Origin of the sequence: Streptomyces sp. NPDC056738, from assembly GCF_042790435.1 — a bacterium.
Classification (GTDB): Bacteria; Actinomycetota; Actinomycetes; order Streptomycetales; family Streptomycetaceae; genus Streptomyces.
In genome coordinates this window covers 473,530-491,130 of sequence record NZ_JBHTZF010000004.1, presented here as the reverse complement: position 1 = coordinate 491,130, position 17,601 = coordinate 473,530, and the positions used below count along the sequence as shown (strand labels likewise).

Annotated in this window: 15 protein-coding genes and 1 pseudogene; 5 read left to right on the top strand and 11 right to left on the bottom strand. The window is 71.3% G+C overall.

Features of this window, described 5'->3' with window-relative positions:
* Positions 1 to 17: 17 nt before the first annotated feature.
* Positions 18 to 349, bottom strand: a pseudogene (locus ACFRIC_RS13275) (LacI family transcriptional regulator); the annotation flags it as partial.
* A 21-nt stretch (positions 350 to 370) separates the two neighbouring features.
* Between ACFRIC_RS13275 and ACFRIC_RS13270 the strand changes: the two are divergent.
* Both ACFRIC_RS13270 and ACFRIC_RS13265 read left to right on the top strand, forming a co-directional pair.
* Positions 371 to 1,261 (top strand): GntR family transcriptional regulator, encoded by an 891-nt coding sequence (locus tag ACFRIC_RS13270; RefSeq protein WP_382783848.1) that lies wholly within the window; start codon positions 371 to 373, stop codon positions 1,259 to 1,261.
* Between the two features lie 157 nt (positions 1,262 to 1,418).
* Complete coding sequence (locus tag ACFRIC_RS13265; RefSeq protein WP_382783844.1) at positions 1,419 to 2,030, top strand: hypothetical protein; 612 nt, start codon at positions 1,419 to 1,421, stop codon at positions 2,028 to 2,030.
* Between the two features lie 172 nt (positions 2,031 to 2,202).
* Here ACFRIC_RS13265 and ACFRIC_RS13260 read toward each other — a convergent pair whose 3' ends face one another.
* Both ACFRIC_RS13260 and ACFRIC_RS13255 read right to left on the bottom strand, forming a co-directional pair.
* Positions 2,203 to 4,101, bottom strand: a complete 1,899-nt coding sequence (locus ACFRIC_RS13260; protein WP_382783842.1) for an alkyl/aryl-sulfatase — start codon at positions 4,099 to 4,101, stop codon at positions 2,203 to 2,205.
* A 306-nt stretch (positions 4,102 to 4,407) separates the two neighbouring features.
* Positions 4,408 to 4,998: a DUF4232 domain-containing protein gene (locus tag ACFRIC_RS13255; RefSeq protein ID WP_382783839.1), complete on the bottom strand. Its 591-nt coding sequence runs from the start codon at positions 4,996 to 4,998 to the stop codon at positions 4,408 to 4,410.
* Positions 4,999 to 5,393: 395 nt separating this feature from the next.
* Between ACFRIC_RS13255 and ACFRIC_RS13250 the strand changes: the two genes are divergently transcribed.
* Positions 5,394 to 7,412 (top strand): NAD-binding protein, encoded by a 2,019-nt coding sequence (locus ACFRIC_RS13250; RefSeq protein WP_382784262.1) that lies wholly within the window; start codon positions 5,394 to 5,396, stop codon positions 7,410 to 7,412.
* A 247-nt stretch (positions 7,413 to 7,659) separates the two neighbouring features.
* Here the strand turns inward: ACFRIC_RS13250 and ACFRIC_RS13245 are convergent, their stop codons facing one another.
* Positions 7,660 to 9,489 carry a S9 family peptidase gene (locus ACFRIC_RS13245; protein ID WP_382783837.1) on the bottom strand — a complete coding sequence of 610 codons (1,830 nt, stop codon included), beginning with the start codon at positions 9,487 to 9,489 and terminating at the stop codon, positions 7,660 to 7,662.
* 207 nt (positions 9,490 to 9,696) lie between these two features.
* Here ACFRIC_RS13245 and ACFRIC_RS13240 point away from each other — a divergent pair, with 207 nt between their 5' ends.
* Both ACFRIC_RS13240 and ACFRIC_RS13235 read left to right on the top strand, forming a co-directional pair.
* On the top strand, positions 9,697 to 10,071 hold the full coding sequence (locus ACFRIC_RS13240; protein WP_382783834.1) for a nuclear transport factor 2 family protein: 375 nt from the start codon (positions 9,697 to 9,699) through the stop codon (positions 10,069 to 10,071).
* A 49-nt stretch (positions 10,072 to 10,120) separates the two neighbouring features.
* Complete coding sequence (locus ACFRIC_RS13235; protein WP_382783832.1) at positions 10,121 to 10,954, top strand: SURF1 family protein; 834 nt, start codon at positions 10,121 to 10,123, stop codon at positions 10,952 to 10,954.
* 63 nt (positions 10,955 to 11,017) lie between these two features.
* Here ACFRIC_RS13235 and ACFRIC_RS13230 read toward each other — a convergent pair whose 3' ends face one another.
* The 7 genes from ACFRIC_RS13230 to ACFRIC_RS13200 form a co-directional block, all read right to left on the bottom strand.
* Positions 11,018 to 12,139 (bottom strand): hypothetical protein, encoded by a 1,122-nt coding sequence (locus tag ACFRIC_RS13230; protein WP_382783829.1) that lies wholly within the window; start codon positions 12,137 to 12,139, stop codon positions 11,018 to 11,020.
* A complete protein-coding gene (locus ACFRIC_RS13225) occupies positions 12,136 to 12,762 on the bottom strand; it encodes a SigE family RNA polymerase sigma factor (RefSeq protein ID WP_382783826.1) in 627 nt (208 codons plus the stop codon). The genes ACFRIC_RS13230 and ACFRIC_RS13225 overlap by 4 nt, the downstream gene beginning before the upstream one ends.
* Positions 12,763 to 13,208: 446 nt before the next feature.
* Entirely contained in the window at positions 13,209 to 14,270 is a 1,062-nt protein-coding gene (locus ACFRIC_RS13220; protein ID WP_382783823.1) for an aspartate-semialdehyde dehydrogenase, read from the bottom strand.
* On the bottom strand, positions 14,267 to 15,544 hold the full coding sequence (locus tag ACFRIC_RS13215) for an aspartate kinase (RefSeq protein ID WP_339130615.1): 1,278 nt from the start codon (positions 15,542 to 15,544) through the stop codon (positions 14,267 to 14,269). The genes ACFRIC_RS13220 and ACFRIC_RS13215 overlap by 4 nt, the downstream gene beginning before the upstream one ends.
* Before the next feature lie 271 nt (positions 15,545 to 15,815).
* Positions 15,816 to 16,475: a DUF5063 domain-containing protein gene (locus ACFRIC_RS13210; protein WP_382783818.1), complete on the bottom strand. Its 660-nt coding sequence runs from the start codon at positions 16,473 to 16,475 to the stop codon at positions 15,816 to 15,818.
* Positions 16,468 to 17,067: a recombination mediator RecR gene (gene recR / locus ACFRIC_RS13205; RefSeq protein WP_362069269.1), complete on the bottom strand. Its 600-nt coding sequence runs from the start codon at positions 17,065 to 17,067 to the stop codon at positions 16,468 to 16,470. The genes ACFRIC_RS13210 and recR overlap by 8 nt, the downstream gene beginning before the upstream one ends.
* Positions 17,068 to 17,154: 87 nt before the next feature.
* Entirely contained in the window at positions 17,155 to 17,499 is a 345-nt protein-coding gene (locus ACFRIC_RS13200; protein ID WP_326786519.1) for a YbaB/EbfC family nucleoid-associated protein, read from the bottom strand.
* Positions 17,500 to 17,601: the final 102 nt, after the last annotated feature.

Below are 17,601 nucleotides of genomic sequence, written 5' to 3'. Positions count from 1 at the left end.
CCTCCAGATCGGCGCCGCTAGCGACCCTTCAACAGCGCGTCCAGAGCAGCCGCGGGTGAGCCGAGACTCGTCGTCCGGCGCGCGTCCAACGCTTCCGACCACATCCCTGTGAGTGCGGTCATCAGTGTCTGTCGCATCCTCGGCGTGATGTGGTCATAGCGCGACGCGACTGGACGGAGCCGTCCTCCTTGCCCATGCGTTCGTCCATGAGCTTCGGCGGCGTCCCCCACTCCCCTCATCAGGGTCTCGTGAGGGTGGCGCAACCCGTGCGGGGTGAGCCCCGGGGCGATCGGTGCCCAACACGCCTCAGCCCGCTTGGCGGCCCTCGCCCGCGGGCCGGGATGCCAGGACCCTGCGGTACGTTCGGCCTGTGACTGCATCAGATCCTGAGGTCGGTCCGGAAGGCGATGAGAGCGGTGGTCGCCCGTTCCAACGCGCGCAGACCGCCCTGCGGTTGCGGCTGGCGGACGGGACGTACCGCAAGGGCGACATGCTGCCGTCGCAGCGGAGCCTCGCGGACGACCTCGGGGTCTCACGAGACACCGTCCAAAACGTACTGAAAGCGCTGGCCGAGGAAGGCTGGATCACCTCCAGGCAGGGCAGCGGCAGCAGGGTGCTGAAGGTTCCGTCGGCCGCCACCCCCCAAGGGCGGCCTCAGCTCTACGACTTCATGCACAACGCGTTCTGGCAGTCGGAGGTGTCCTTGGATGTCTCTGCGCTGACCGCCGAGTCCTTCGTGGGCCTCTTCAGCCGGCAGGTAGAGCGAGTTGAAGCGCAGGAGATCGCTCCGCGCCATGTGCGTGTGCGGATGATGCTGCCCTCGGAGGACACGGCCCTCCTCTACCCGCGGGCCTGGGATGCGAACGACGGCCGGGTCCACCAGCGCTGGCGGGAGAGGGCACGGCAGAACGTCGCCGACATGAACGACTTCTGCGAGCGGCTCAGGGCCAAAGGGGTCGACGTAGATCTGCAAGTGCGCAGGGTCCCCTCGACGCCGCAGTTCAAGCTGTACATCGTCAACAACGCCGACGCGCTCGTCGGTTTCTACACCCCGGTCAGGGGGCCGATCAGGCTTGAGGACGGGATGACCGTCGTCGACGCCGTGGACGTCAAGGGCGCGGGGGCGACCCTTCGTCACCATCCGCGGCCCAAGGAGGGGAACGCCCGACAGGGCTCCTGCTTCGCCGACTTCCGCGACTGGTTCGACTCCACCTGGAACCTCCCCGAGCAGCTGACGTCTGGCCGGGACGAATCCGCTTAGAGGCGCCCTGGTCGACCTCCGAGGACCCGTGTCAGCCGATCGTGCAGCAGCCCCCGCGTCAGTAGCCGGCTGCGGTGACGTCCATGGCTCGGGCCGGTAGCGCCACCAGTCTCCGCTCTCGTCCCTCTTTGCTCGGCGCCACTGGTGTAATCCCAGCATGGACGGAACTACGGCGACTCTGATCGGTACCTCCATCGGCACGATCGGCGGTCTGGCCGGCGGGCTCTTCACCGCCTTCCTCGGCAACCGACAGGCACGAGTCCAGATCCAGGTCGAGGAGCGGCGCCGCAGAGATGACCTGCGGCGCGAAGCATGCAACGCCTTTGCCAACGCAGCCCACCAGTATCGGATGCACTGGTGGCAGCTCAACCGCACGTTGGACAGGGGAGCCGCGGATCAGGAACTGTTCGACAGCAGCGCCGCCCTGTGGACCGAGGTCACCGCGGCGCACAGTCGGACGGCGATCGCTGGGCCGACGAGCGTCGCGGAGGCCGCGGATCTACTGCTGGCCCAACTGCACGCGATGGACGACGCCGGCACGGAGTGGTTCTTCACGGTCAACACCGGTTCCCAGCACAGTGTGGACGTACTTCGGGACAACCTCCTGGCCACGAGACGTGCCGTCCGGGTGGGCGCATTCGCGTCCGTCGTTCGGCGAGAGCTCAACAACGACGAATCGTCGTACGCCGACATCGGCGCACAACCACAAGCGACCGGAGGCGTCCGCTCGCCTCGTGAGCATCCCCTCACCAGCCCGGACACGGCCTGAGAAGCGGCAGCCGGGGGCCGAACGAGGCAGCCGCAGCCGGACCGTCCCGGACAGTCGAGGCCGCAAGGTGCGGACGCCTCGGACCGCGGGCCCGCGGCGTCACGACGTCACGGCTCACGACGTCACGACGTCACGGCTCACGGCTCACGGCTCACGGCTCACGGCTCACGGCTCACGGCGTCACGATCGTGAAGTCCGGGTCCGGGGTGGCGAGATGGCTGAGGAGGGTGGTCAGGGCGCCGGGGTCGCCGGTGACGCGGACGCCGTCCCTCTCCGCGAGCTCGTCCGGGCCGATGAGGCCCAGCAGGACCGCGCGCAGGTCCGCCTCGGTCAGGGTGTAGGTGACGTCCGGCTCGGACTGCGCGGTCCGGGTCGGCCCGTGGGTCAGGACTCCGTTGCGGAGACGCTGGGTCACCGGTTGCCCGTCCGTCAGGTCCCAGCGCACGGTGATCACGGCGTCCCAGGCGCGCGGGCCGTCGACGCGGATGGCCAGGGCGTCGAAGAGCTGGTCCAGCGTGAGGGCCGCGAGCAGGTCGGGCGCGGCGGTCTCGATGGGGGTGCCGACCGGACCGTGGCGCAGTTCGTAGGCGCCCGTCAGGAAGAAGTTGCGCCAAGTGCCGTTCTCGCTGCCGTAGCCCAACTGTTCCAGCGCGTCGGCCTGCAGGGCCCGGGCCTCGGCGTTGTCCGGGTCGGCGAACACGACATGGTTGACGACCTGGACCACCCAGCGGAAGTCGCCGTCGTCGAAGGACTGCCGTGCCTGGCGCAGCACCGCCTCGGCGCCGCCCATGAACCGCACGTAGCGGCGGGCCGCGTCCGTCGGCGGGTGTTCCCACAGGTGGGCCGGGTTGCCGTCGAACCAGCCGAGATAACGCTGGTAGATCGCCTTGGTGTTGTGGCTGACCGAGCCGTAGTAGCCGTGCGTGTGCCAGGCCCGCTCCAGCGCCGGGGGCATCTCCATCCGCTCGGCGATCTCCGGTCCGGTCAGACCCTGGTTGAGCATCCTCAGCGTCTGGTCGTGGAGATAGGCGTACAGGTCGCGCTGCTCGGACAGGAACCCCAGTGCCCTTTCACCGCCCCAGACCGGCCAGTGGTGTGAGGCGAAGACCACGTCGGCGGAGGCCGAGAAGAGATCGATGGCCTCGCCGAGGTAGTGGGCCCACACCCGGGGGTCGCGGACCACGGCACCGCGCAGCGTCAGCAGGTTGTGCAGGTTGTGGGTGGCGTTCTCGGCCATGCACAGCGCGCGGAGGTCGGGGAAGTGGATGTTCAGCTCCGCGGGCGCCTCGGTGCCGGGGGTGAGCTGGAAGACCATCCGGATGCCGTCGATCGTCTCCGTCTGACCGGTGCGGGTGATGTCCAGGGTCGGCGGGATCAGACCGACCGTGCCGGTGGAGGTGGTCTGCCCGAGCCCCGCGCCGACCTGTCCGCGTTCGCCCCGCGGCAGCGCGGCGCCGTACATGTAGGCGGCGCGACGGCTCATGGCCGTACCGGCGTAGACGTTCTCGCTGACCGCGTGCTCCAGGAAGCCCTGGGGCGCGAGGACCGGCACCCCCGCGGCGACGTCCTCGTCGGTCAGGACGCCCCGGACGCCGCCGAAGTGGTCGACATGGCTGTGCGTGTAGAGCACGCCGGTCACCGGCCGGTCCCCGCGGTGGGAGCGGTAGAGGGCCAGGGCCGCGGCGGCGGTCTCGGCGGAGATCAGCGGGTCGATGACGAAGACCCCCCGCTCGCCCTCGACGAGCGTCATGTTCGACAGGTCGAAGCCGCGCACCTGGTAGAGGCCCTCGGTCACCTGGAACAGCCCGTGGTCGGCGCACAGCCTGCTCTGCCGCCACAGGCTCGGGTTGGCCGTGTCGGGGCAGTCCTGGTCCAGGAATCCGTAGGCGCCGAGGTCCCACACCGTGCGGCCGGCGGTGTCACGCACCAGCGGGTCCTCCGCCGTTCCCATGAAGCCGCGCCGGGCGTCCTCCAGGTCCCGGGTGTCGTCGAGGGGGAAGCGCCGGATTACGGCCCGGTTCGCGTCGGCGACCGCCGGGTGGGCGGGCTTGCTGTCGGTGGGCTGGGCCATCTCGCTCTCCCCTGTCGGGCCGCGTCGCGGGATCCGGCGGCAGGGTCCACTCTTGCCGGGAACGGGAGACAGGTACGAGAGGGCTTACGCCGTACGGGTAAGGCCATGTCCGCGCCCCGACCGCCGCTCCGTCGCCATGTCACCGCTGCCCTCGATCCCGGCGCCCCGGCACAGGCCGGAGGGCCATTCACCTGTCGGGGGCTCACTCGCCTCCCGGCGACCCGTCCGTCTGCCGAAGGCCCCTTCACCAGGTCGGGAAGGGGCCCGGGAGCGACCTCGTCCGGCGTCACTTCTCCCCTCCAGGCGTCACTTCGACATGATGAAGTCCAGGGCGAAGCCGGAAGCGGTGGTCCAGTAGGTGACGAGCTGGCCGTCGTCCGCGTACAGCTTCCTGACGGGCAGGGGGACGTCGATCGAGGTGCCCGCGGTGCTGCCGGGCTTGCTGCCCTGGAGATTGAGGGTGATGCTCCTCGCCTCGTACTCGTCCCTGGCGCCGCCGGCGACGAGCAGCGCCGCGTAGGCCTCCTGGCCCGGGGCGAGGGTGACCGGCACTCCCGGGGTCCCGTCGCTCTCCTTGATCACGGGGGTGTTCCGGGTGCCGGCGCCGATCCGCACGAGCGGGTAGCGGTAGAGGTTGCACTTCTTGTCGCTCGCGTTCTGGACGGTCAGGACGAGGTGCCTGGCGTCCCTCTCCTTCACGGAGGACACACCGAGCTCCTTCTGGGAACAGGTGGCGACGGCGGCCTTGGCTGCGGCGCGGTGCGTCACCGCCGCGGGGGCCTTCCCGGCCGTCCGCGCCCCTGAGGCCGAGGCCTGCGCCGACACACCACATCCGAGAGCCAGGACGAGACCCGCGGCCACGGCCACGCGGCGACCCACGACGGACTTCACGTTCATATGCGTGTTCCTTTTCCTATCGGTACGAGGTCGCCCGCAGATGGGTGTTCCCGTGGACGGGTGAGTCGGGGGAAGGGTGCGCTGCCGGGCGGCCGGCCGCTTCAGTCGGTGCGACATCCACAGCGTCGGATCCCGGGCCGGCCCGGGGCAACAGGCCCCGCCCAACCCGCAACGCCGGAACGATCCCACCCCCGACGAGCTGCGGAAACGAGGAGGGCTGGGATGCCCGTCCGGGACGGGAACCCGCTGGATCCGGCGGCGGATCGGCGGCACGGCGGCCGATGGTCCCCGCAGCGGCCGGTCTCCTCACTGGAACCACCCGCATCCGTGCGGCAGTCTTCTCCTCCGTGGGGAATCTTCCGTCTCAGAGTGCGTCGAGCGACGCCGCCGAACACATGGTGGTGGCCGGGGACGACGCCCTGGCCCAGCGACTGGCCGCCGAACTGCGTGGGGTGTACGGCGAGCGGGTGACCCTCGTGGTGCCGCCCGTCCAGCGTGGTGTGCGGCCGCCGGTCGTCGGGCGGGCGCGGGCCACCGCCCTGTTCGACCGGGTGTCCGCCGCCGTCAACCGGGCCTCCGGGAACGGGAACGGCGGAGGAGGAGGCGGAGGGGCGGGGGCGGGGACCGGTGGAAGCGACGAGGCGTCCGGTTCCGAGCGCGTCGTCGAAGCCGCCGAACTCACCGAGAACGCGCTCTCCTACGCGGGCGTCGAGCGGGCCACCGCGCTCGCCCTCGTGTACGACGACGACGAGACCAACATCCGTGCCGCGCTCACCGCCCGGCGGCTCAACCCGCGCATCCGACTGGTCCTGCGGCTCTACAACCGGCGTCTCGGCCAGCACATCGAGGCCCTCCTCGACCAGGCCTCGGCCCTGGCCGCCGCCGCTGCCGCCACCGCCGCCGCCGGACCCGACAGCACACCTGACGCCGGCGGCGCGAACTCCGCCGGAGGCGGCACCGGTTCGGGCGCCTCCCGTGCCGGCCGGACCGCCGAGATCTACGACGCCTCCACCACCGTCCTCTCCGACGCCGACACGGCCGCGCCCGCGCTCGCCGCGACCGCCGTGGCCGGCACCAGCAAGGTCGTCCAGACCGACGGGCTCATGCTGCGCGCGGTGGAGCGGCCGCCACCCGCTCCCGGTGAGGTCGCCGATCCGGGGCTGTGCACCCTGGCGTTGCTGTCCGCCACGGCCAACGACCCGGCCGGCGCCGACGGTTCCGAGGGCAGCGGCTCGCAGGGGCCTCAACTCCTGCCCGACGAAAGGGCGGTGGCAGCCGCCACCGGGCGCGGCACCGTCGTCCTGGAGAACGTGTCGTACTCCGGTCCCGAACTGGGCCCCGGCCGTGGGGTCGTGCCCTGGTTCGGCTCGCTGCTGTCGCGGCGGCTGCGCTGGTCGTTCGCCGGGCTCGTCGCGTGTGTGGTCGGGCTCGCCGTGGCGTCGATGCTGGTCACCGGGGAGCATCCGCTCCAGGCCACGTATCTGACCCTGCTCGATCTCTTCGCCATCAACGACCCGGCCATCGGGCAGCCCCTCGGGCGGCAGATCCTTCAACTCTGCTCCGGACTGGTCGGGTTGCTGCTGCTGCCGGTGCTGCTCGCCGCGGTGCTCGAGGCGCTCGGCACGTTCCGCAGCGGGACTGCCCTGCGGAAACCGCCCCGCGGGCTGTCCGGACACGTGGTGCTGCTCGGGGTCGGCAAGATCGGTACGCGCGTGCTGGCGCGGCTGCGTGAACTGCGGATCCCCGTGGTGTGCGTGGAGGCCGATCCCGAGGCCCGCGGGCTCGCGCTGGCACGGAGCCTGCGGGTGCCCGTGGTGCTGGGGGACGTCACGCAGGAAGGCGTGCTGGAGGCCGCCAAGATCCATCGGGCGCACGCGCTGCTGGCGCTGACCAGCGCGGACACCATGAACCTGGAAGCCGTGCTCTCCGCCCGCACCCTGAATCCCGACCTGCGCGTCGTGCTGCGGCTGTACGACGACGACTTCGCAACCGCCGTCTACCGCACCCTCCGGGCCGCGCATCCCGGCGCGCTCACCCGGAGCCGCAGCGTGTCCCATCTCGCCGCGCCCGCGTTCGCCGGAGCGATGCTGGGGCGACAGATCCTCGGGGCGATTCCCGTCGAGCGGCGGGTGCTGCTGTTCGCCGCGGTGGACGTGGGCGGACACGCGCAGCTCGAAGGGCGCACGGTGGGCGAGGCGTTCCGGGCCGGGTCCTGGCGCGTGCTCGCGCTCGACACGGCGACCCCGGAGGAGCGCCGGGCCGACCCGGCGCCCGACGCGCGTGGTCCCCGGCTGGTGTGGGACCTGCCCTCCAGTTACGTCCTGAAGCCCGAGGACCGCGTGGTGCTCGCCGCGACGCGAAGAGGCCTGGCGGAACTGCTCGGCCGCCGGCCCCGGCAGCGGGCGGGGGCGTAGCCCGGGGCTCGACAGCAGGCGGAGCCGGCCCGGGGCTGGGCAGCAGGCGGGACCGGCTCGGAACTCGGCCGACAGCGGTCCGGCGGGGCGTGGGCGCCCGACCCGGGGCTCGGCGACAGCGGCGAGGGCTGGTCCGGGCCGACAACCGGGGAGAGCCGACACGGGCCGGCGACTGGACGGAAGCAGCACGGGCCGACGACCGGCGGGAATCGGCCCGGGGGCTCGGGCGAGCCCCCGGGCCCTCGTGTCACTTGCCCAAGTGACGTTCCGCGAAGTCGAGTTCCAGGCGGACCTGCTTGATGCGTTCGTCGACGACCAGGGAGCCGTGGCCCGCGTCGTAGCGGTAGACCTCGTGGACGGCTTCGCGGGCGGCGAGGCGGGTGACGTAGTTGTCGATCTGGCGGATGGGGCAGCGGGGGTCGTTGACCCCGGCCGAGATGTACACGGGGACCTTCACCGCGTCGACGTACGTCAGCGGGGAGGACGCCTCGAAGCGCTCGGGGACCTCTTCCGGGGTGCCGCCGAGGAGCGTGCGGTCCATCGCCTTCAGCGCCTCCATCTCGTCGTGGTACGCCGTGACGTAGTCGGCGACCGGGACGGCGGCGATGCCGAGGGCCCAGGCGTCCGGCTGGGTGCCGACACCGAGGAGGGTGAGGTAGCCGCCCCAGGAGCCGCCGGTGAGGATCAGCCGGTCGGGGTCGGCCAGGCCGGAGGTGACCGCCCATTCGCGGACCGCCGCGATGTCCTCCAGCTCGATGAGGCCGACGCGGTGCTTGAGCGCGTCGGTCCACGCGCGGCCGTAACCCGTGGAGCCGCGGTAGTTGACCCGGACCACCGCGTAGCCGTGGTCGACCCAGGCCGCGGGGCCCGCCGCGAACGAGTCGCTGTCGTGCCAGGTCGGGCCGCCGTGGATCTCGAAGACGGTGGGCAGCGGGCCGGTGGCGCCGGCCGGCTTCTGGATCAGGGCGTGGACGCGGCCGCCGGGTCCCTCCACCCAGACGTCCTCCACCGGGACGGAACCCGGGGACTTCTGGCCGGGCGGGTCCAGGACGATCTCGCCGGTCGTCGAACGGACGGTGGACGGCTCCGCGGCCGAGGACCACAGATACTCCACCGTCCCGTCCGGGCGGGCCGTCGCCCCGGACACCGTGCCGGGCGGGGTCGGGACCCGGGTCAGCTCACCGGAGGCGAGGTCGTAGCGCCATACGTCGCTGCGCGCCTCGAAGCTGTGCGCGATGAGGAGGGCGGAGCCGTCCGGATACCACTCGGCGGCCACGTCACCGGGCAGGTCGAGACCCAGGTCGGTCTGCTCGCCCGTGGCCACGTCCCAGACGAGGGGCTCCCAGCGGCCGCGCCGCTGGTGCCCGATGAGCAGCCGGCTGTCCCCGTCGACAGGGGCGAAGCCCAGCACCTCGAGGCCCAGCTCGACCGTGCCGCCCTCGGTGTCGTCCAGCTCGGCGACCGCCGAACCGTCCGGGCGCAGCACCCTGAGCGCCGAGTGCATCGCGTCGCCGTGCTCGGTGTGCTCGACGGCGATCAGCGAGCCGTCGTGCGAGAGGTCGCCGACGCCGGCCGACTCGCGGTGCCGGTAGATCTCCACCGTGGCCTCGCCGGCGCGGGCCACGTGGATCGTCGATCCGTCCTCGTCGGTCGAGCGGCCCACGACCGCCGTACGTCCGTCGCGGCCGATGGCCAGGCCCGCGGGATAGGAGGGGTCGAGGCCGGGGACGGCCGGGTCGTCCACGGCGCCCACGACCAGGGCGGCGTCGAAGGGGCGGCGGCGCCACACGCCGAACTCGTCGCCGTCCTTGTCGTCGAACCACCAGATCCACTCGCCGTCGGGCGAGAGCACCCCGTCCGTCGTGCCGTTCGCCCGGTGGGTGACCTGGCGCTGCTCCCCCGTCGCTCGGTCCCACGCGTACAGCTCGTACGTCCCCGTCGCGTTCGAGACGAACAGGGAGCGGTGCGGTGCGTCCTCCGCCCAGTCCGGCAGCGACACCCGCGGTGCCCGGAAGCGCTTCTCCCAGTCGGGCATGTCTGCCTGCTGCGGCTCGGTGGACCTGGTGCTCTCAGTCATGGCCCCATAGTGCCTGGCCCGGCCCGTCCCGCGCCGGGGAGGTCCCCAGCCTGTGGACAACCTCGCGGCGCCCGCGCGCCCGGCCGGCCGCCCCACGGCCCGCGAAGCAGGCCCCGCGTTCCCGTGACGCGGTCGGGGCCGGTCCCGGGGAAGCGCCATATGCGCAGGTCGGAGCCGTTGTCAGTGGCCGGGTGCAGAATTTTTCGCATGACCGATCTACGCAAGGCCGTGGAGAGCTACTGGGCCGCCGCGGACGCCCGGGACTGGGAGGCGTTCGCGGAGCTGCTCGCCGAGGACGTCGTGTACACGTTGCCGCAGACGCGCGAGCGCATCAGCGGCCGGGAGAGGTACGTCGAGTTCAACCGCGAGTACCCGGGCGACTGGCACGTCGAGATCGAGCGCGTGGTGGCCGAGCCGGGCCAGGCCGTCACCTGGACCCGCGTCACGGTGGGCCTGGAGGAGATGCACGCGATCACGTTCTTCACTGCGGACGCGCGGGGCCGCATCGCCACGGTGACGGACTTCTGGCCCGAACCGTACGAGCCTCCGGCGGGCCGGGACCACCTGGCCGAGCGGTACTGAGCGGGCCCCACGGGCGAGTCCGGCCCGGCCGCCCCGTACCGTGGACGGCGTGTACCGGTTCCTGCTGACGCCCCGCTGGTGGGGGATCAACGTCTTCGTGCTGTTGGCCATCCCCTTCTGCGTCTTCATGGGGTCGTGGCAGTTGGGGCGGTTCGAGGACCGCGTCCAGGATCACCGGACGGCGGACGCCGAAGCCTCGTCGGCCCGGACGGAACCCGCCCGGCCACTGGCCTCGATGCTGCCCGTGACCACCGAGACGTCCGGCAGGCGGACCACCGCGACGGGGCGGTACGCCAAGCAGTTGCTCGTGCCGGGCCGGGAGCTGGACGGCAGGAGCGGGTACTACGTGCTCACGATGCTGCGGGTCGACGGCGGCAGGACGCTGCCCGTCGTCCGGGGCTGGCTGCCCGGCACCGCGGACGCGGCGAAGGCCCCGGTCCCGCCCACCGGCGAGGTCACGGTCACGGGTTCGCTCCAGGCGTCCGAGAGTCCCGGTTCGAACGGGGTCAGCGCGGTCGGCGGGCTCCCCGCGGGGCAGACGGCCGCGATCAGCTCCGCGTCGCTGGTGAACCTCGTGCCGTACACCCTGTACGACGCCTGGATCACGCTCGACAAGGCCGACGCCGGGATGAAGGCGGTGCCTCCGAGCGCGCCCGCGAACAGCGGACTCGACCTCAAGGCGTTCCAGAACCTCGGCTACACCGGCGAGTGGTTCGTCTTCGCGGGCTTCGTCGTCTTCATGTGGTTCCGCCTGCTGCGCCGCGAGACGGAGTTCGTCCGCGACGCCGAACTGGGACTGCTGCCGGAGACCCGGGACCCCTCGGGGACCCCCGGGACCCCGGCCGTCCCCGAGACCGCGGCCGAGCCGTCCGGGACGGCCTGAGCACACGGACAGGGCGGCGACGAAGCATCGCCGCCGCCCGATGGCGAAAGGATCAGCCGTCCGTCAGGACGACGCCAGGATCCCGGTGTGATAGACCGTGCCCGCGCAGGCGTTGCCCACGGTGACCGAAGCGCTCGCGCCGGTCGCCGCCGTGCTGGAGACGACGACACTGCCGTCCAGCGTGCCGTCCTCGACGAGGAGCTGGGGCGCTGTGCCCTCCGCGCCGGAGCCGGTGGTCGTACCGCCGGTGTCGGTGGCTCCCTGCGTCGGGGTGGGATCCGGTGAGGGCTCCGCGGTCGGGCAGGTCGACGAGGGCACCCAGGCGAACTTCACGACGTACGAGGTGCCCGGCTGGAGCACCAGGGAGGTGACCTCCGTGGACGGGTCGGGCAGCCCGGTGGCCGCGTCGCCCCCCACATGCGTCGCCACACCGATCCTGGCGGGGTCGGCCGCGCCCTGGGCGGACGTGCCGACCGTGCCGGCGCTGGTGACCGTGCAGGCGGTGGTGGAGACGTTCGAGACGGTGAAGGAGCCGTAGACCGCGCCGGTGGCGTCCGGTCCGGCCGCCGTGCCGGTCGCACCGCCGAGCTGGTCGGCCGTGCACGGGAGGGCGGCCGAGGCGGAGGCCGAGGGGTCGGCACCGCCGGTGGCGGCCCCTCCCGCGTCCTTGTCGGTGCCGCCCGGCGTCTCCGTCTTGTCGCCGTCGCCGGCGCCCTTGGACGTGCCCGTCGAGCCGGCGTCCTTGCCGGAGCCGCCGTCCGAGCCCTTGCCCTGGCTGGTGCCGCCCTGGGCCTGTGAGCTGTTGGCCGCGATGGACGGGTCGGGGTTCGACCCCGAGGAGTTGGAGACGTGGACGAACGCGGGGATCGCCGTGCCCATGAAGAGCGCCGCCGCCGCCATGCCGACCACTGCCTGCCGCTTGCGCGCCCGCCGCGCCGGAACCGCCCGGCGCAGATGTTCCAGGGTGCCGTCCGCGGGTTCGATCTCCTGAACGGCCTGGTGCAGCAGCCGGCGCAGTGCCAGCTCGTCGCCGAGCCCTTCGGGTCCCGCTCCGTCCATGTCCGGGATACCGGGCTGTTCGTCGGGGCCGTTGTTCACATTTCCGTTCCCAGCGTGCGATTGCGTGTGCTCGTGTTCCGGGCGTCCCTCGTCCTCGGGGCGCCGCCGGTCGTCGTGCTCGCTCATGCCGAAGCCCCCATGGCGACACGGAGCGCGGCGATGCCCCGCGAGCCGTACGCCTTCACCGAACCCAGGGAGACACCGAGCGTCTCGGCGACCTGGGCCTCGGTCATGTCCGCGAAGTAGCGCAGGACCAGGACCTCGCGCTGGCGCCGCTGGAGCCCCTTCATCGCCTTGATCAGGGCGTCGCGCTCCAACTGGTCGTACGCGCCTTCCTCGGCGCTCGCCATGTCGGGCATCGGCTTCGAGAGGAGCTTGAGGCCGAGGATGCGCCGGCGCAGCGCCGAACGCGACAGGTTGACGACGGTCTGACGCAGGTAGGCGAGCGTCTTCTCCGGGTCCCGGACGCGTTTGCGCGCCGAGTGCACCCGGATGAACGCCTCCTGGACGACGTCCTCGCAGGAGGCCGTGTCGTCGAGCAGGAGCGCCGCGAGGCCGAGAAGCGAGCGGTAGTGCGCCCGGTAGGTCTCGGTCAGATGGTCGACGGTCGTGCCCGCCGCCACGCTGTCCTGGGCGCCGTCACGCTGACTCGGGATGCGGGCGGGCCGCGCTGAGGGCATGGGGGCGATCACCGGCATGCCGCCGGGCGCGCCGGGGCTGCGGGGTCGGCGGGGTGGACGCAGGGCCATGCCCCTTGTCTGGACCGCGGTGAATTCGAGTACCTCTGCCACGCCAGTTGGACACACTTCCCCCCGGCAGGGTTGTACGCGACCGTCATCACATTCGTACCGGATGCCGAAACGGCCGGAACCCGTCTCCTCGGAACGCCCCCCGGACCCCCTGTCGTTACGCGGCCCCGCGCGCGCGACAGTGCACCAGATGCCCTCATGCGTAACAGCTCTTCCCCTGTGCCCAATGCTCTGCCGCCCCCCGGACGCCCCTGAATGGCGACGGCGAAGACGCTCACCGCCCTGCGCGCGGTTGCGCGGGGCGGTGACAAAATCTTCGAACGCCGACCCGGGTCCGTTCAAGTGGTCAGGACCATTAAGTTGATCACTGAACCGACAGAGATCCTACAAACCCGCCCCCCGGACGGCACCGGGATTACGGCCGGAGGCCGCCGGCGGCGCAGAACCTACGGGGTGCGGCTGATCTCGGCCGCCACCAGTTCGGCGATCTGGGCGGTGTTCAGGGCCGCTCCCTTGCGCAGGTTGTCCCCGCACACGAACAGTTCGAGGGCCGTCGGATCGTCCAGTGCCCGGCGGACCCGGCCCACCCAGGTCGGGTCGGTGCCCACCACGTCCGCGGGGGTGGGGAACTCACCGGCGGCCGGGTTGTCGAAGAGCACGACGCCGGGCGCGGTGTCCAGGATCTCCCGGGCCTTGTCGACCGTCACCTCGTCCTGGAAACGGGCGTGCACGGTCAGGGAGTGCGTGGTGACGACGGGAACCCGGACGCAGGTCACGGCGACCTTCAGCCGGGGCAGCCCGAGGATCTTGCGGGTCTCGTCGCGTACCTTCATCTCCTCCGAGGACCAGCCGTCCTCGGCGAGCGACCCGGCCCACGGCACCACGTTCAGCGCGACCGGCTCCGGGAACGGCCCGGTGTCGTCACCCACGGCCCGGCGTACGTCACCGGGGCTGTTCCCCAGTTCCGTGCCCGCGACCAGGGACATCTGGCGGCGCAGGGTGTCGACGCCAGCCCGGCCCGCGCCGCTGACCGCCTGGTACGAGGAGACGACGAGTTCCCGCAGTCCGAACTCGGCGTGCAGGGCACCCAGCGCCACGATCATGGACAGGGTCGTGCAGTTCGGGTTGGCGACGATCCCACGCGGGCGCACCCGCGCGGCGTGCGGATTCACCTCGGGGACGACGAGCGGCACTTCCGGGTCCATGCGGAAGGCGCCGGAGTTGTCGACGACGACCGCGCCCTTGGCGGCGGCGATCGGCGCCCACTGGGCGGCCACGTCGTCCGGGACGTCGAACATGGCGATGTCGACCCCGTCGAAGGCTTCCTCCGCCAGGGCCGTCACCTCGACCTCCACACCGCGCACGGCCAGCTTGCGGCCGGCCGAGCGCGGCGAGGCGATCAGTCGGATCTCACCCCAGATGTCCGCGTGCTGGGACAGGATCTGGAGCATGACCGTGCCGACGGCTCCGGTCGCTCCCACGACCGCGAGCGTCGGTCGTCGGGTCATCGCCCGGTGCCTCCGTAGACGACGGCCTCGTCGCTGTCGGAGTCGAGGCCGAAGGCGCTGTGCACGGCGCGGACGGCGTCGTTGACGTCGTCGGCGCGGGTGACGACGGAGATGCGGATCTCGGAGGTCGAGATCAGCTCGATGTTGACCCCGGCGTCCGTGAGGGCCTCGAAGAAGCCGGCCGTGACACCCGGGTTGGTCTTCATGCCGGCGCCGACGAGCGAGATCTTGCCGATCTGGTCGTCGTAGCGCAGCGACTCGAAGCCGATGACGCTCTTCGCCTTCTCCAGGGCGTCGATGGCCTTGCGGCCCTCGGTCTTCGGGAGGGTGAAGGAGATGTCCGTCAGGCCCGTGGTGGCCGCCGACACGTTCTGGACGATCATGTCGATGTTGATCTCGGCGTCGGCGATGGCGCGGAAGATCGAGGCGGCCTCGCCCGGCTTGTCCGGTACGCCGACGACCGTGACCTTGGCCTCGGAGGTGTCGTGAGCGACACCGGAAATGATGGCCTGCTCCACCTTCTGGTCCCCTTGCTTCATCGGTGCGCTGCTGACCCAGGTGCCCTGAAGTCCGCTGAAGGACGACCGCACGTGGATCGGGATGTCGTAACGGCGGGCGTACTCCACACAGCGGTGGAGCAGCACCTTGGAGCCGGAGGCGGCGAGCTCCAGCATGTCCTCGAAGGCGATCCAGTCGATCTTCTTCGCCTTCTTCACCACGCGCGGGTCGGCGGTGAACACGCCGTCCACGTCGGTGTAGATCTCGCACACCTCGGCGTCGAGCGCCGCGGCCAGCGCGACGGCCGTGGTGTCGGACCCGCCGCGGCCCAGCGTGGTGATGTCCTTCTTGTCCTGCGAGACGCCCTGGAATCCGGCGACGATGGCGATGTTGCCCTCGTCGAGCGCCGTACGGATACGGCCCGGGGTGACGTCGATGATCCGGGCTTTGTTGTGGACCGAGTCGGTGATGACGCCTGCCTGGCTGCCGGTGAAGCTCTGGGCGCTGTGGCCCAGGTTTTTGATCGCCATGGCCAGCAGGGCCATGGAGATCCGCTCTCCGGCGGTCAGCAGCATGTCGAACTCTCGTCCGCTGGGCATCGGAGATACCTGCTCGGCGAGATCGATCAGCTCGTCCGTCGTGTCGCCCATCGCGGAAACGACGACGACCACCTGGTGGCCGTTCTTCTTCGCTTCCACGATCCGCTTGGCGACGCGCTTGATGCCCTCGGCATCGGCTACGGAGGAACCTCCGTACTTCTGCACGACAAGGCCCACGTGCGCTCCTCGCTCAGTCCGTCTCTGCACCGCACTACTGCGGTCGGCTCAGTCTAACGAGCGGCCGGATTTCCCTTCCGGGGTATCGCATCGTGAGATGTCCCGCTCACGACGTGATCACTCCGGGCTGTCAGGTCGGCAAGGGAGTCCGGCCGCTCCGAGACGGCACCTGCCCGTGCCGGAGCCCCGTCACTCCGAACGTGCCCCAGGTCACAGCGGGGGCCGAGCGAGAAGCGGAGGGACGGACGGGCGGTGACGGGTCCTCGGCGGGCTACTTGACCGTGCGCAGACCGAGCGGGCCGGCGATCTCCTCCGCCATCACCTTGCCGGCCTCCTCCGCGAGCGCCTCCTCGCCGAGGTCCTGGTCGGTGTCGAGGCCGTTCAGCTCCTCCAGGGGCTGGTTCAGCCGGACGTGGGCGACCACGGACTGCAGGGCGCGCAGGGTCGCGGAGGCGGTGGAGCCCCAGTTCGAGAAGTAGGAGAACTGCCACCACCACAGGGCCTCCGTGGTGCGGCCCGCGCGGTAGTGGGCCATGCCGTGGCGCAGGTCGGCGATGACGTCGGCGAGGTCGTCGGAGATACGGGCCGGGACCGGGGCCTTGCGGGGCTCGTACGGGTCGAAGACCTCGGAGTAGACGTCGATCGGCTCCAGCATCACGGCGAGGCGCTCGCGGAGTTCGTCCACGTCCGCCTCCGGGCCGAGGTCGGGCTCGTAGCGCTCGTCGGGAACGATGTCCTCGTGCGCCCCGAGACGGCCCCCGGCCAGCAGGAGCTGGGAGACCTCCAGCAGGAGGAAGGGCACGGCCGAGTCCGGCTCGTCGCCCTTGGCCACCTCGGTGACGGCGACCAGGAAGCTCTCCACCTGGTCCGCGATCTGGACCACGAAGTCGTCGGGGTCCGGGCTGGTCTCGTGCAGCGTGGCGTCAGACATCTAGAAGTCGTCTCCCCTCGAAGGCGCGGCCGAGTGTGACCTCGTCCGCGTATTCCAGGTCGCCACCCACCGGGAGGCCGCTGGCCAGGCGGGTGACCTTGAGGCCCATGGGCTTGATCATGCGGGCGAGATACGTGGCCGTGGCCTCGCCCTCCAGATTCGGGTCCGTGGCCAGGATGAGCTCGGTGACCGTGCCGTCGGCCAGGCGGGCCAGGAGTTCCCTGATCCGCAGGTCGTCCGGGCCGACGCCCTCGATCGGGCTGATCGCGCCGCCGAGCACGTGGTACTTCCCCCGGAACTCACGTGTGCGCTCGACCGCGACGACGTCCTTCGGCTCCTCCACCACACAGATCACCGAGAGGTCGCGGCGCGGGTCGCGGCAGATGTTGCACAGCTCCTCCTGCGCGACGTTGCCGCAGGTCGCGCAGAAGCGGACCTTCGCCTTGACCTCCATGAGGGCCTGTGCGAGCCGGCGGACGTCCGTGGGCTCCGCCTGCAGGATGTGGAAGGCGATCCGCTGCGCGCTCTTGGGACCGACGCCGGGGAGCCGCCCCAGTTCGTCGATGAGGTCCTGAACAACGCCTTCGTACAACGGACTGCCTTTCCGAGTGTTTCGGTACCGCCTGGTCCCGTCCTACTGTTTCTTCCTGGTGCGTACGGTAGTTGGATGCCGCCGGTCTTAGAAAGGCAGACCGGGGATGCCGCTGCCGCCGCCGAGGCCCTGGGTGAGCGGGCCGAGCGTCTGCTGCTGGAGCGCCTGCGCGTTCTCGTTCGCCGCCTGGACGGCCGCGACGATCAGGTCGGCGAGCGTCTCGGTGTCCTCGGGGTCGACCGCCTTCGGGTCGATCACCAGGGCGCGGAGCTCTCCGGAGCCCGTCACGGTCGCCTTGACCAGGCCGCCGCCCGCCTGGCCCCCGACCTCGGTCCGCGCCAGCTCCTCCTGCGCGTTCGCCAGGTCCTGCTGCATCTTCTGGGCCTGCTGCAACAACTGCTGCATATTGGGCTGGCCACCACCGGGAATCACGATCAGCTCCTGGTTTCGAGTACGGCTGTGCGAGCGCTTCTTCCTGTCCAGCACGAGCCTACGTGGTCCAAGGGCCCGTCGCCCAAGCACTCTTTCGAGTGA

Coding starts and splice junctions, on each gene's coding strand:
- ACFRIC_RS13265 (WP_382783844.1), top strand. CDS start 1,419: ATGGACGGAACTACGGCGACTCTGATCGGTACCTCCATCGGCACGATC.
- ACFRIC_RS13260 (WP_382783842.1), bottom strand. CDS start 4,101: ATGGCCCAGCCCACCGACAGCAAGCCCGCCCACCCGGCGGTCGCCGAC.
- ACFRIC_RS13255 (WP_382783839.1), bottom strand. CDS start 4,998: ATGAACGTGAAGTCCGTCGTGGGTCGCCGCGTGGCCGTGGCCGCGGGT.
- ACFRIC_RS13250 (WP_382784262.1), top strand. CDS start 5,394: ATGGTGGTGGCCGGGGACGACGCCCTGGCCCAGCGACTGGCCGCCGAA.
- ACFRIC_RS13245 (WP_382783837.1), bottom strand. CDS start 9,489: ATGACTGAGAGCACCAGGTCCACCGAGCCGCAGCAGGCAGACATGCCC.
- ACFRIC_RS13240 (WP_382783834.1), top strand. CDS start 9,697: ATGACCGATCTACGCAAGGCCGTGGAGAGCTACTGGGCCGCCGCGGAC.
- ACFRIC_RS13230 (WP_382783829.1), bottom strand. CDS start 12,139: ATGAGCGAGCACGACGACCGGCGGCGCCCCGAGGACGAGGGACGCCCG.
- ACFRIC_RS13225 (WP_382783826.1), bottom strand. CDS start 12,762: ATGGCCCTGCGTCCACCCCGCCGACCCCGCAGCCCCGGCGCGCCCGGC.
- ACFRIC_RS13220 (WP_382783823.1), bottom strand. CDS start 14,270: ATGACCCGACGACCGACGCTCGCGGTCGTGGGAGCGACCGGAGCCGTC.
- ACFRIC_RS13210 (WP_382783818.1), bottom strand. CDS start 16,475: ATGTCTGACGCCACGCTGCACGAGACCAGCCCGGACCCCGACGACTTC.